This is a genomic window from Paenibacillus sp. EC2-1 (genome assembly GCF_049311625.1).
Taxonomy (GTDB): domain Bacteria; phylum Bacillota; class Bacilli; order Paenibacillales; family Paenibacillaceae; genus Paenibacillus_AQ.
This window is the reverse complement of record NZ_CP186006.1, coordinates 1,332,714-1,345,914: the sequence shown is the minus strand read 5'-3', so window position 1 is coordinate 1,345,914 and position 13,201 is coordinate 1,332,714. Positions and strand designations below refer to the sequence as shown.

Below are 13,201 nucleotides of genomic sequence, written 5' to 3'. Positions count from 1 at the left end.
TAAAAAGTATGCATCGCAGGAAAAGATCCTCAAAGAAGCGATAACGGGCCATACCCGGCCCCACCGCATTCGCAGCGAAGGCAACTATAAGGGAGGAGGTGAGCAGCCGTACATGAAAGCCTTCCAGCCAATAGGGCTTTCTCTCTGTTACGTCGTATCTACTTCACTTATGTCCTTGTTCAAACGTTGTTGTTCACGGATTTCATTTTTCAATACGTTACAATTGAAAAATACAAATGTCAAGTAACTCCGCAAAAACGATTCATATCTAATGAGAAATATGCTCCAGCACCTGCTGCAAGATCCCGATCACATGCTCATCCTCGTAGGTGTAATAATAAGTATTACCATCGCGCCGATATTTCACCAATCTCAAATTCCGAAGGTGGCTTAATTGATGCGACACCGCAGATTGACTCATACCGAGAACCTCTGCAATATGCCCCACCGAACATTCCTCTTGGGATAATAAATGAAGAATTCGAATCCGAGTAGGGTCGGAGATGGCTTTAAGAATGCGAGATGCTTCTAGAGCCTGTTCCTCCTGCAATAGTTCATGCTGATCTCTATCCATGATCAATTCCTCTTTTCATTCATAGCTTGCACCATTCGGCGGGTATCTTGTCCGACTCCTGTAAGCAGAGCCGATCCCCGATGTGTCTGCCACGGTAATCCAGCAAAATAGAGCCCCTTGACCGGACTGACCCCCTGAGAATGGAGCACCTGTCCGAGAGAATCTGTAGCTCCTTCAATATGAAGCCACTCGTAGCTAGAGTAAAAGCCCGTCGCCCAAATGATGTTACGAACCGATTCCACTGAGCCATCTTGAAAATGGACTCCGGAATGGGTTACATTCACTACTCTCTTTTTTAAGATCACTTTACCGTACCTGACAGCTTCTTTCAATTCATATCCGAAAATAGGGTCGCCCTGACTCCGCAAGAGCTTGCCAACCCATGACGAAGAGCTTGCCTTCAAGATACCTAATTGATCCAGCCACCAGAAGAAGCTCCTATCTCCAATCGTCAGTGGTACATATTTGGGTGTTTGACTCGTTGCTAGATACGTTAACTTTACGGAGGACAACTCTACAGCGATCTGTGCCCCGCTATTACCTCCCCCAACAACAAGTACATTCCCTTCTTGAAGCTGTGACGGTTCTTTATATAACGAAGAATGCAATTGCAGAATGTCTTTAGGAACAACTTGAGAAAACGCAGGGACACTCGGATGTTGAAAAGGACCCGTAGCAATAATAAGCCGCCTTGCTTGAAAAGTCTCTTGCTTACTATCGATAATAAATACCCCTTGTTCTTTACGAACTGACGTAACTTCTGTATTAAAACGAATAGGTAACTGAAAATGTTCGGCATATTGTTGTAGATATAAAGAGATCTCATTCTTATCTGGAAAGCCTTTCGGGTCTCCTGCCAAATGTAACCCCGGTAAAGAACTGTGACTTCTTGGTGTGAACAATCGGAGCGATTCGTACCTCTGATGCCATACTTCTCCAGCACCTGAGTGGCGATCCAGGATCAGAAAATTTTCTTGCCCAGACATAGATTTTAACCAGTATCCAGCTGATAACCCCGCTTGACCTGCCCCGATCACAACCGTATCCCATAACATATTCATCCCCACCATCTATATGAGTGTTTGATCATATATAATATATGGGTAATACTCATCATTCGCAATCATTTTTTTATAAATATTTACGTCATCCGTTGACATTATTGCAAGTTGAGCATATCATAACCATAAAGTTGCTTTAGGGAAACATTATGAGCTCGGACCAATTAAATAGGGAGAGGTTAAATCTTATGGACGAGACAAAGAATATTCAAAATTTGTACCAGGCCGCGATCGGTGAACAGTTTTTGGTTAAAAAAGTGGATATCCAAGGTGAATTAAAACGTCGATTACTGGATCTTGGATTCGTTCAAAATTCCGTAATCGAGGTGCTCAAAGCTAGCCCTCTTGGGGATCCCATTTCATATAGAGTTGCAGGTACAGTCATTGCACTACGTAAAGAAGAAAGCCAGTTAATATACGGAGAGGTGATACCATCATGAGGTCGTTTACGGTTGCACTCGCAGGAAATCCGAATACCGGGAAAAGCACGCTGTTTAACGCTTTGACTGGTCTTAAGCAGCATACGGGGAATTGGTCAGGCAAAACGGTTAACCTCGCAAGCGGCAACTACGAATATAAAGATGCTCGGTTTACCTTCGTTGATCTGCCCGGAACGTATTCCCTCTTCTCTAACTCTGCTGATGAGGAAGTCGCACGTGATTTTATCGTATTTGAGAAGCCTGATGTCACACTGCTCGTGCTTGACTCCACAGCGCTTGAGAGAAGTCTCAATCTAGCACTGCAGGTACTTGAGATGACAGATCGGGTAATCGTATGTTTGAATCTGATGGATGAGGCGAAGAAAAAAGGAATCAAGATCAACGTAGATAAACTCTCTAAAAAACTCGGTGTTCCCGTTATTCCCATCTCTGCGAGAAATAACGAAGGGCTCGGCGTCCTGTCAGATCACTTGCTTCGTATGTGCTTAGGGGAAATTAAAACGACTCCATATCGTATGACATACAACGCAGAGTTGGAAGCGGATATCGGAAGAATTGAATCTGAACTTTTGAAAATTGTTGGCGACGAATATCCTTCTCGCTGGCTTGCAATACGATTTTTGGACGGTGACAAAAAACTGATTGCTACACTTCAAGATAAAATCTCGTCTCAAGTTAAAGGAGGTATACCTCTTGGAACAACAGCTACAGCGTTTACAAGCTCTAACAGACACCATACCGGATGATCGAATTGATGGCGTTCGGGAAACGATTGTTGGAGATCTATTCAAAAAATCAAAAGAGCTCTGTAATGATGCCGTTACCGTAACAGACAAAGACAAACTCTATCGGTCTGAACGTCTGGATAACATCTTCACTTCAAAAATATGGGGCTTTCCCATTATGCTCGGACTCCTTGGTATTTTGTTCTACCTAACCATTGCGGGGGCTAACGTGCCTTCCTCCATGCTCGCCAGTTTTTTCGGATGGATCGAAGGGTACTTAACGCTTGGATTCGAAGCGATTCATGCACCTGCTTGGCTTCACGGTGTGCTTATTCTAGGGTTATTTCGAGGAACAGCTTGGGTAATTAGCGTCATGCTGCCCCCGATGGCCATATTCTTCCCCGCATTTGCCCTCCTAGAAAACTACGGGTATTTGCCAAGGGTGGCATTCAATCTGGATCGCCTATTCAAGAAATCCGGGGCACATGGTAAACAATCCTTAACGATGGCTATGGGATTTGGCTGTAACGCAGCTGCGATCATGTCTACAAGAATTATTGAATCCCCAAGGGAGAGAATGCTCGCTATCCTAACGAACAACTTCGTCCCTTGTAACGGACGCTGGCCAACACTGATTCTGCTGTCCTCCCTATTTATGGCTGCAGGTTTTACTGGGGGAGCGCAGACGCTCGTTACAGCATCTGTTGTGATCGGTATGGTTCTACTCGGTGTTGTTGTTACACTTAGTGTTTCATGGGTACTGTCTAAGACTGCTTTAAAGGGAGTGCCTTCCCACTACACGCTAGAACTTCCACCTTATCGAAAACCAAAAATCTTAAATACCATCTTGCGCTCAACACTGGACAAAACGGTGTATGTTCTACGCAGAGCTGTCATCGTGGCTGCACCTGCAGGGGTATTGACCTGGATATTAGCCAATATCTATATCGGAGACACCAGTATTTTGCTGCATTTTGTCGGCTTCCTTGATCCCTTTGCACAGGCGCTTGGATTGGATGGATTTATTCTGATGGCATTTATCATTGGACTTCCAGCTAACGAAATCGTACTTCCTATTCTACTCATGGGTTATCTGGCAACAGGCTCTTTAACCGAAGTTGAGGATATGTTCGCTTTGAAGCAGATTTTCCTGGATCAAGGCTGGACGTGGCTCACGGCACTCAACATGATGCTGTTCTCCCTCCTTCACTATCCTTGTGGAACAACACTTATTAATATTTACAAGGAAACCAAGAGTAAGAAATGGACGTTTCTGTCCTTCGCCATTCCAACGGCCATTGCGATTGGCGTAACCTTTATCGTTGCCCAAGTCGTTCGGGCTATGGGCTGGGTATAATATTACAAAAGCAACCAGGTTATCCCGCTTAACGGATGATATCTGGTTGCTTTTTTCTATACCGGATAAAGCTCCTCGCGCTTTCCAATTTGCTTCGCACAAGCCTTACACAATCCTCTAACCGTCCCTGCATCATTAGCATAAAACGTGAGGGGTAGACGTTTCTTGCACCTACTGCATTCCTGGAGTATGCCTGCCTTTACGCCTCTTCTCTTATGTAATGGGATCACATTGCTGGGTTGCTTCTTTTTAGACCTAGATATCCATGCGAATACTAGAATGACAGCTACGACGATGATCACCGCAAAAAAATATTCAATTGCAATCACCTCCCTACACATACTCATACTTCCATTCATATCAGACATCCATTGCCTTGTCATTAGAAGACTTATAAAAAAAGAGGATAACTTCGAAGAATATTGTTATAATCCACCTACTACTGTATAATTTAGGAAATTGATTCGAGGTGAGTTTATGAACAAATTTACACGTTCTGATAAAATCATCATTTCCATCCTCTTAGGGACTGCTGCGCTCTTTATCTTAGCTTTCTTTGTACTTAGATATATCGTTATGAACTTTTCATTTGCCCCATAATACTCATGATTTAAGGAGCTGTTCAAATGTTCATGATTATAATAGGTGTCATTACGTTTGCTTTCGGACTGTATGACTACAAAAACCCGAATTCAAAATGGCTACGCTTCCTAAAACGGACTCCGATTGACGCTAGCCATGCATCCGAAACAAAATCTGGTGGTGCAATGGGTATGGGTACTGGCCTAGTACTTATTTTGATCGGATTCGTATCACGGCTCATGTCTTACATCTAGTCAGGTTTATCCAATATTCCCCACACGTAGAAGCCTTCTCCCCACATTCGTGGTGGACGAAGGCTTTTTTTATGCCGATATGATTGTAATGCTACTTTTTATAAAAAACTATTTTTGCATATGGATAGAATTCAGCATATCGCAAACGTATTAAGGATATAAGGGCCCTTAATTTGGAGGTAAACATGAAAATCACGGAAGAAAATGTAGTCAAACAGCTAACTGTAAAAAATGAAAAAGCTCTTTTCTATGTAATCGATCAGTATGGAGGTCTTATCAAGGCAGTTATTAAGAAATACTTAGGCAATCTAGAAATCATTCAAGATGAGTGTTTTGATGATGTACTTCTCTCGGTTTGGCAAAACATTAGTTCTTATGACAAGAGTAAAAATTCATTAAAAAACTGGATCGCAGCGATTACGAAATACAAGGCCATTGATTATAGGCGGCAGTACACGAAATTTCTACTTCAACATGAATTAGAAGATCATATGTTAGTAGATCCCCATAATGCCGAGTCCAAAATAATCGAAGAAGATTCGCTGAGCAATCACACCCAGCAGCTCCTTTCATCACTAAAAAAAGAGGATCAGTTATTATTCTCTCAATATTATGGAGAGCAAAAAAGTATCGACGAACTAGCGATTGAGCATGGCGTACAAAAATCTGCTCTTTACAATCGACTATCACGCGGACGCAAAAAAATACGTGCAGCATTTCGAAATCGTTTTAACAACTAAGGGGGAAAAGCAATGACTGATTTATTCAAAGAGCTGAATCATGAAACAATCCATTTCGATGAATTTGATGAACAGCCCTTAACGGATATAGAGAAAAAAGTGATCAAAACAAGAATAAAGAAGAAACTAAAAGGTCGCCGCTCACTTTCAATGAAAATGATCTCAACCATCGCTTCACTTGCCTTTGTCTCCATTATTGCTCTGAATTCAAATTTTGCATTAGCCAATATCCCAATCATTGGAGAAAAACTAGAGGCTTTTGTTTATTCCCAAGTGGGTACGCTTTCGGATTTCAAAACCATGATTGGCGAATCGGTTCAAGACAATGGCGTCAATGTTACTTTAAATGAGATCATTTTAGATGATGGTCAGCTTCTGATCAGTAGCACATTTCATACCGATTTAAAGGGTGATGATTTAGCCTATAATTGGTTCTCAGATATTGACGTGTATATTGACGGTCAGAAAATCGAAATGGGGGGTGGCGGTGGTCCAAGAGACATAACAGAATCCTACATTAATTATTTTTGGGCTGCTGATATCGGAAATATGGATTTACACAACGAAAAAGCCATCCGGATCGTGTTTAACGACTTAAAAAGAAGTGATTCGGAAAAAATGATAAAAGGGAAATGGAAGTTTAATTTCAAAGCTTCAGGACAAAACCTGTTTGCAAATACAAAAAGAATTCCTATCCATCATCATTTCACTTTAGAATCAGGTCAAAAAGTTGAAGTAGAGGCATTCATTCTAACACCGATATCCTCAAAACTTGTGTACAATATGACGAATGTTTCTGAGAATCTATACTTCCAGATAGAAAATGAGCAGGGAGAAGAAGTTCAAGCGCTTATGGCACAACAATTCCACACGGAAAACTATAATCGTTTTGTGGCATTAGAAGGCGGCAAGATCAAGATTATCCCTGTTATACTTGATAAAAATGATGAAGAACATATTCTTACCGATCAAATTATCGAACTAAATTTAGATAAAGAGATAGACAAAATAGAATAAACTCATCATATACAAAAAGCCTTCTCTCCCCTGTGCAAACTATTATATGTTCTCTTCTTATGTGCGAATCTGGTATAATCTTCCCGAGGTGAAAAAGATGAACGGTAAGATATTTGTCATTATCATGGTTATAGTCTTGCTAGTAATCGGCGCTTGCTCTTTAGTCGTAGCGAATATGATTAACTCTATTTAATTGCATGCACCTTACATATACCAAACCAGCGTTCGTTCGAACAAAATTATACTAAATCACACCAAAAAGCCTTCTTTCCCCCGCATTCGCGGTGGAAGAAGGCTTTCGTCGTGCAGTTTTCACCTGTAAGATCGGTCAGATCTTTAGTTCTCCCAGTTTAATCAATTCTACAACGGCTTGAGAACGGCCTTTGACGTTCAGCTTTTGCATTACGTTCGAGATGTGGTTTCGAACCGTTTTCTCGCTAATGAACAACTGCCCGGCGATGTCGCGAGTGGTCTTATCCTGAACTAGCAATTCAAACACTTCGCGTTCACGGTGGGTTAACAAGAACTTGCTGTTATGGTCATTCCCCTTCAATGGTGTCACCCCTCCTTGCCCGGGTATGTGTGGTCTAACAAGGTTAAGGGATACAGTCAACTCATAGTATGTCGGGAATGGGTTGAAGGTGCGGAAGAGTCCATAATTTGGGCAAAAAATAAGACAAGTGCTTTTTATCCTTGATTCCTGCGATATCATCTAATATGATGAAGATATAAAAATAATTTTCTTATTTAGTGGAACAATAACAAAATTATTTTCACGACAACTTCTTCCAGATTAGTTGCATGATTCCACTATTCAAAGGAGGCCTGTGATGGCACCTATCCTGCATATTATCGCCGTGGAGAAGGATCGCCTGCCCCGGCAGGAACGGCGACTAGCCGAGTTTATTCTAGACGGCCCTTCAGAGATCGTTCATATGGGCATCAAAGAACTCGCAGATAAATGCGATGTGAGTGCCGCAACTGTAACTCGATTTTGCAAACATTTTGATTGTAAAGGGTATCCTGATTTTAAGGTCAAATTAGCGACTGAAATGGCTCATGCTGAAATGACCTCCCGCTCTGGCAATACGAAGTACCAGGATATTGTTGCGGGCAAGCCATTAGCAGATATCGTACAAGCGATTGAAGCTAATCATCTAACTTCTATTCAAGACACCACTTCGTTACTCGATCTAGGCCAGCTAGAACGCGCAGTCGATGTACTATGCCGAGCTAAACGTGTTGATCTGTACGGTGTTGCAACATCATCCATTGTGGCCCAGGACTTCTACCAAAAGCTCGTTCGAATCGGAAAGAACTGTACTGCATTTGCCGATTCTCACATGCAGATCACATCAGCTTCCACGCTTACATCTCATGATGTAGCGATCGCCATTTCGTATTCAGGCGAAACACCAGAGACGATCGATGCCCTGTCCTGTGCTAAAAATGCTGGTGCATTTGCAATTAGTATCACTTCATACCGTAGCAGCGCCCTTGCATCACTGTCTGACATCACTCTGTACTCTTCTTCTCTAGAAGAAGGAATGCGGCGGGGAGATATGGCTTCACGCATTGCTCAGCTCCATATCATTGATATTTTGTTTATGGGAATGGCCAGCAGGGATTTCTCTACTTATGTTCCCCGTCTGGAGCAGTCTTATCATAATGTACAAAATTACCGCAAAAGCCGAGGAGGTTTATAATCACAATGAACATCTATACTTTTAAAGATGAAGAAGGCTTCGTACAAACCGCAGCCAATCAAATTACGAGCTTGTTGAACGCTAATCCCTATGCGAAGCTAGGTCTAGCTACAGGAAGTACACCCGTTGGACTCTATAACAAGCTTATCGAAATGCACCGTCAAGGTTTAGTAAGCTTTGCGAACGCAACCACTTACAATCTGGATGAATATGTTGGTCTTCCTAAGGATCATGCCGAATCTTATCGTACATTTATGAATGAAAAGTTATTCAACCATATTGATATCAATAAAGAACAGACACATATTCCGAACGGGAATGCAGAAGACCTTGAAGACGAATGCCGTTCATATGATCGTATGCTGGAGCAGAATGGTCCTATCGATATACAACTCCTTGGTATTGGTCACAACGGTCATATTGCCTTCAATGAACCGGCAGAGAGCTTAACGAGTGGCACGCATATTACAACACTGCAAGCGAAGACTCGTGAAGCTAACGCACGATTCTTCCCATCTATCGATGATGTTCCAACACACGCCATTACGATGGGTGTAGGCTCAATCATGAAAGCTCGTCAGATCATGATGTTGATTCGCGGTGAAGACAAAGCAGAAATTGCAAAACGTGCTTTGACAGGTCCAGTATCTACTGATTGTCCAGCATCCTTACTGCAATGTCATCCGAACGTCATTGTCCTTCTAGACCAAGGCGCAGGGAGATATTTCAAATGAGCAACTCAAGAGAACAACTGACCCTGCTATACGGTAAAGTACTGACTCCCGAAGGACTTCAAGAGAACGGCGTTCTAGCTATGCAAGGTGAGCATATCGTTTATGCTGGTGAAGCTACTGCACTTCCTGCAGATCTTGATGTATTGAATGCTCAATCGATTCGTGAGACAGAAGGATATATAATCCCTGGATTCATTGATATCCATGTTCATGGTGGTAATGGTGAAGACTTCATGGATTCCAACAAGGAAGTACTGGATACCATCACTTCTTATCACTGCTCACAAGGCACCACATCCATGCTAGCTACAACGATGACTGCACCAAAGGCAGCCATTGATTCGGTTCTCAAAGAAGTAAACCAATATACGCAACACGAAATGCCATACACTCGACTTGAAGGCGTTCATCTCGAAGGTCCGTTTATTAGCCCAAAATGGCCTGGAGCTCAAAATCCAGAGCATATCGTCCATGCCAATATTGACTGGCTGGAAGAGTGGGAAAAGGCATACCCTGGACTTGTAAAGCAAGTAACACTTGCTCCAGAACGTGACGGAGCCCTAGAAGCAATCGCTTGGCTTAAGGACCATAATATTGTAGCAGCTCTCGGACATACAGATGCTACTTATGATGAAGTTCTAAATGCCGTTGAAGCAGGTTTGAGCCATGGTGTTCATACATTCAATGCTATGACAGGTCTTCATCATCGGAAGCCAGGCACTGTTGGAGCTATGCTAAGTGATGACCGCCTAAGCGCCGAAATCATTGCTGATGGTATTCACGTTCATCCTGCTGGAGTACGTATTCTGGCTCGAATGAAGCAAGACTACAACCTGATCCTCATCACAGATGCAATGTCCGCAACAGGAATGGCAGATGGAGAGTATACATTAGGTGACCTGCCTGTTGTCGTTGAGAATGGAATTGCAACACTGAAGAGCAATCGTGACAGCCTTGCAGGCAGTACACTAACTATGATTAAGGGCTTCCAATTCCTCATTAAAGAAATCGGATTGGATATCGAAAGAGCATCACAGCTCGCGAGCCGTAACCCAGCAAAAAAACTCGGTATCGATCACCGTACCGGATCTTTAAAAGATGGATATCAGGCAGATGTTCTGCTGCTCAATAGCGATCTTGAGATCAACGGTGTATGGGTACAGGGTCATCGTAAATACTAAATCATGAATAAATAAAGCTCTTGCCTATAGGCAAGAGCTTTATTTTATGAAGAAATGGGAATATTAACGATTGTTATAACGATTCATATCAAAAAGTCCATCTTTATTGGTCGTATTATTATGCATTTTCATCCCATCTCGTCCCGCATGCAATGGGAAGATTCGATTAATCCATACGCCCATATCATGAGCCAGCGTTCCCACCGTATTGGTCATAACGTTTCCAGCTTTGTGAGTTGCACCGTTGATGTTCGTCGTACCACGGTATCTCATAGCATGTTGATAAAAGCCTGCGTCGCTGGAACAGTACACCTCTTTGACTGTAGGAACAGTCTTCTGAACTTTCATACTAATCTCATCACGAATATGCTTCGGTACGCTGTTCTCATACGACGTATTTCCTGTTCCTGTTGTGTTGCTCATCATTCCATATCTGCCATCTGTACGGTTCTTCAGAGTACGCACACCGTTCATACCCATAAGTCCAGTTCCAGTGGTTGTATCGCCTGTGTTGTAGCCTGAACCATTAAAGCCACCATTGCTGTAACCGCGAACGCCCATACCAGAGCTTGTTCCTAATCCTGTGTTGTTGTCTAGGGTTCCTCGCGGATTACTCATCCCACGCAGCAGACCAGCACTACCCGTAGCTGAGTTACCATAAACACCGTCATGACGACGCATCGTGCCGTTCATGCCAAGCATATTACCGTCCATACCATCTGTATTCATGCTTCTCATGTTACCTGTAGCATTCGGATGAGTTCCATGGTTTTTGGACTGACCATCCAGCGCCAATGACACATACGCGTTGTTTTTGGTTACAAATACATGTGCGTCACGTACTCCCTTAATTTTCGAGATTTTTTCAGACAGCGTTTTGCTGTACTTCAGGTTCGTCAAATCATGCTGTGTGCCGTTATGGGTGCTGTAGTTATTCAGCATGTTTCCACCAATGCGGCCGTTGTTCTTCATGCTGACGTTGTGCGTACGCGTTGTGTTACTATCTTTGTTGTAACCACAACCCGCTAGCCCTGCCACACTTACGATCATTGCTGCCGACAGAGTTAAACTGAGGGCTTTCGATTTGATCATGATTCATCCTCCATCTCTATAATAGGTGGTGTACTGACACCGTATAGGATGACCACTGGATGAAGCGTGTATGCTGAGAGGTTTTGGCATCGTTCTCTTATCCTCCGAATCATTAATGAAGCAAAAATTCAGGGGACGTATCGATTCATATCAAGGTTGATCTGAGCAAATAATATTTCTCCGCATAATCAAACCCAATCTCCATACCTCTTTTAGCTGCCCATTCTTTGACTGACTTTGGAGAAATTAAGTGTCTAGGCTCTCGCATTTGTGATTTATGTTTACGTAAAGCGTTTATCTTCTTATCAATCGTTTCACTAATATCTAGATACAGCTCACCAACATCGGTAAGCTTGGGATGCTGCCAGACAATAAGCGGATACTCATACATCGCAATGAGCTTATAATTCCGGTCCGGAACCGGACGTAAACCTGCGATACAAGCCTCATATAGTACCTGATGATCATGATTAAAGCTTGGGTATGGTATGAATACCATCGTTGGTTTAAACTCCATCAGATATCTATCAATTTTGGTTACAATTTCTTTTTTTGGAATAGTATCCAGAATACTCTCCTTATCTTCATACATAATATCTTGGTCGGAGCAACCCAAATATTTAAGCGCATCAAAAAATTCCTTTTTACGTGTATTTACATCTACCGGCTGATCTCTGTGCCAGAAAAACGAATTTCCTACGGAAGCTAAGACAACTTTAACTTGATTGTTATACCTACAAGCTTTTTCAATCAATCCACCACATCCCAGAACCTCATCATCCGCATGTGGAACAAATATGAGAATTCTCTCTCCTCCTAATTCGAGCATATTCTCACCCCTCTTCTCCTCCTAATCATTGTGAACCTGCTTTTGCATCCTTTTATATTTATATGAAACTCTTAAATCTTCTTCTTGGACTTTGAAAATATTTAGGTGTTGCTCTTTCGTTCCGAACACAATTCAAAAACACGAGCCTAGGCTCGTGTAATTGGATACAATTTAACGATATTCTTTCCATCCATTGCGTCCACCTGCAACCAATACCTCTCTGGCCTCATCTAAGCTTACATTAGCGATCAGATCCAAAATGGATAAGTTAGAAGCAAACGCTCCTTTGCTCTGTGCGTATTCAGGACACTTCCAGTTTTGAATAATGACACCCAGATTGCGATTACGGAAATGCTCCATGTCCACGTACTGCTCAAACCCTTTTCCCCCACCGACATAATGAGTACCATGCAATAGGGCAACAATCTCGGCCATCCGCTCTGACGATTTCTTATCCGACGCGAGCCCGTTTGAGCTAATGATCTCTCCCTGCCAACCAAGCGTTCGTAGCATTTGTGTGGTGAATTGTTCACAAAAGTGCATAAAACTGGAGTTCAGCTGTTGATGATATGTTGCATACACAGCAGCCGTTGACCAGAGTGTTTCAAAATAAGGGCTTTTGCCATAAGCATAGTGAAGCATTGTCTGAAATTTCGACACCCAATCTAGATGATACGCAATCGATGCTGCATTAATTTTCACGCGATTACCACCGAGTACAGGTATGATGAAGTGATGTTCAATGCCGTTTATTTTTAGAGGAACGCGGGTTTGACCGACCTTCTTATTTAACTGGACATCATCAAGGACAACCCAAACATCACTGTTCATAATTCGGTTAAAATAATGTAGAGGGGGGAACACATTCGGTTGATAAACGCATATTTTCTTGTCCATCTCTTCCTCTCC

16 protein-coding genes are annotated in these 13,201 nt (G+C 42.5%); 9 read left to right on the top strand and 7 right to left on the bottom strand.

Going from position 1 to position 13,201, the window contains the following annotated elements; translation table 11 throughout:
- Positions 1-268: 268 nt before the first annotated feature.
- Together ACK8P5_RS06280 and ACK8P5_RS06275 are read right to left on the bottom strand one after the other, a co-directional pair.
- On the bottom strand, positions 269-574 hold the full coding sequence (locus ACK8P5_RS06280; protein WP_422660118.1) for an ArsR/SmtB family transcription factor: 306 nt from the start codon (positions 572-574) through the stop codon (positions 269-271).
- A gap of 2 nt (positions 575-576) precedes the next feature.
- Positions 577-1,629 (bottom strand): flavin-containing monooxygenase, encoded by a 1,053-nt coding sequence (locus tag ACK8P5_RS06275; RefSeq protein ID WP_422661392.1) that lies wholly within the window; start codon positions 1,627-1,629, stop codon positions 577-579.
- 194 nt (positions 1,630-1,823) lie between these two features.
- Between ACK8P5_RS06275 and ACK8P5_RS06270 the strand changes: the two genes are divergently transcribed.
- The 3 genes from ACK8P5_RS06270 to ACK8P5_RS06260 are packed head-to-tail and all read left to right on the top strand — an operon-like array spanning position 1,824 to position 4,157.
- Complete coding sequence (locus ACK8P5_RS06270; protein WP_422660117.1) at positions 1,824-2,075, top strand: FeoA family protein; 252 nt, start codon at positions 1,824-1,826, stop codon at positions 2,073-2,075.
- Positions 2,072-2,821 carry a FeoB small GTPase domain-containing protein gene (locus tag ACK8P5_RS06265; RefSeq protein ID WP_422660116.1) on the top strand — a complete coding sequence of 250 codons (750 nt, stop codon included), beginning with the start codon at positions 2,072-2,074 and terminating at the stop codon, positions 2,819-2,821. Before ACK8P5_RS06270 ends, ACK8P5_RS06265 begins: the two co-directional genes overlap by 4 nt.
- Positions 2,769-4,157 carry a nucleoside recognition domain-containing protein gene (locus ACK8P5_RS06260; RefSeq protein WP_422660115.1) on the top strand — a complete coding sequence of 463 codons (1,389 nt, stop codon included), beginning with the start codon at positions 2,769-2,771 and terminating at the stop codon, positions 4,155-4,157. Before ACK8P5_RS06265 ends, ACK8P5_RS06260 begins: the two co-directional genes overlap by 53 nt.
- A 56-nt stretch (positions 4,158-4,213) precedes the next feature.
- Here the strand turns inward: ACK8P5_RS06260 and ACK8P5_RS06255 are convergent, their stop codons facing one another.
- Entirely contained in the window at positions 4,214-4,486 is a 273-nt protein-coding gene (locus tag ACK8P5_RS06255) for a hypothetical protein (protein ID WP_422660114.1), read from the bottom strand.
- A gap of 297 nt (positions 4,487-4,783) precedes the next feature.
- On the opposite strand from ACK8P5_RS06255, the gene ACK8P5_RS06250 reads away from it, so the two are divergent.
- The 3 genes from ACK8P5_RS06250 to ACK8P5_RS06240 all read left to right on the top strand — a co-directional run bounded on the left by ACK8P5_RS06250 (position 4,784) and on the right by ACK8P5_RS06240 (position 6,750).
- Positions 4,784-4,993, top strand: coding sequence for a hypothetical protein (locus tag ACK8P5_RS06250; protein WP_422660113.1), 210 nt, complete (start codon positions 4,784-4,786; stop codon positions 4,991-4,993).
- 185 nt (positions 4,994-5,178) lie between these two features.
- Entirely contained in the window at positions 5,179-5,733 is a 555-nt protein-coding gene (locus ACK8P5_RS06245) for a sigma-70 family RNA polymerase sigma factor (protein ID WP_422660112.1), read from the top strand.
- A 12-nt stretch (positions 5,734-5,745) separates the two neighbouring features.
- Complete coding sequence (locus ACK8P5_RS06240) at positions 5,746-6,750, top strand: DUF4179 domain-containing protein (protein ID WP_422660111.1); 1,005 nt, start codon at positions 5,746-5,748, stop codon at positions 6,748-6,750.
- A gap of 328 nt (positions 6,751-7,078) precedes the next feature.
- Here ACK8P5_RS06240 and ACK8P5_RS06235 read toward each other — a convergent pair whose 3' ends face one another.
- Positions 7,079-7,303: a helix-turn-helix domain-containing protein gene (locus ACK8P5_RS06235; RefSeq protein ID WP_046678368.1), complete on the bottom strand. Its 225-nt coding sequence runs from the start codon at positions 7,301-7,303 to the stop codon at positions 7,079-7,081.
- A gap of 277 nt (positions 7,304-7,580) precedes the next feature.
- On the opposite strand from ACK8P5_RS06235, the gene ACK8P5_RS06230 reads away from it, so the two are divergent.
- The 3 genes from ACK8P5_RS06230 to nagA are packed head-to-tail and all read left to right on the top strand — an operon-like array spanning position 7,581 to position 10,371.
- On the top strand, positions 7,581-8,456 hold the full coding sequence (locus tag ACK8P5_RS06230) for a MurR/RpiR family transcriptional regulator (protein WP_422660110.1): 876 nt from the start codon (positions 7,581-7,583) through the stop codon (positions 8,454-8,456).
- A gap of 5 nt (positions 8,457-8,461) precedes the next feature.
- On the top strand, positions 8,462-9,190 hold the full coding sequence (gene nagB / locus ACK8P5_RS06225) for a glucosamine-6-phosphate deaminase (protein ID WP_422660109.1): 729 nt from the start codon (positions 8,462-8,464) through the stop codon (positions 9,188-9,190).
- Entirely contained in the window at positions 9,187-10,371 is a 1,185-nt protein-coding gene (nagA, locus tag ACK8P5_RS06220) for an N-acetylglucosamine-6-phosphate deacetylase (RefSeq protein ID WP_422660108.1), read from the top strand. The genes nagB and nagA overlap by 4 nt, the downstream gene beginning before the upstream one ends.
- Positions 10,372-10,434: 63 nt before the next feature.
- On the opposite strand, the gene ACK8P5_RS06215 is transcribed toward nagA, so the two are convergent.
- The 3 genes from ACK8P5_RS06215 to ACK8P5_RS06205 all read right to left on the bottom strand — a co-directional run bounded on the left by ACK8P5_RS06215 (position 10,435) and on the right by ACK8P5_RS06205 (position 13,189).
- Positions 10,435-11,463 carry a sporulation protein gene (locus ACK8P5_RS06215; protein ID WP_422660107.1) on the bottom strand — a complete coding sequence of 343 codons (1,029 nt, stop codon included), beginning with the start codon at positions 11,461-11,463 and terminating at the stop codon, positions 10,435-10,437.
- Positions 11,464-11,608: 145 nt separating this feature from the next.
- Positions 11,609-12,292 (bottom strand): PIG-L deacetylase family protein, encoded by a 684-nt coding sequence (locus tag ACK8P5_RS06210; protein WP_422660106.1) that lies wholly within the window; start codon positions 12,290-12,292, stop codon positions 11,609-11,611.
- Between the two features lie 171 nt (positions 12,293-12,463).
- Complete coding sequence (locus tag ACK8P5_RS06205) at positions 12,464-13,189, bottom strand: WbqC family protein (protein WP_422660105.1); 726 nt, start codon at positions 13,187-13,189, stop codon at positions 12,464-12,466.
- Positions 13,190-13,201: the final 12 nt, after the last annotated feature.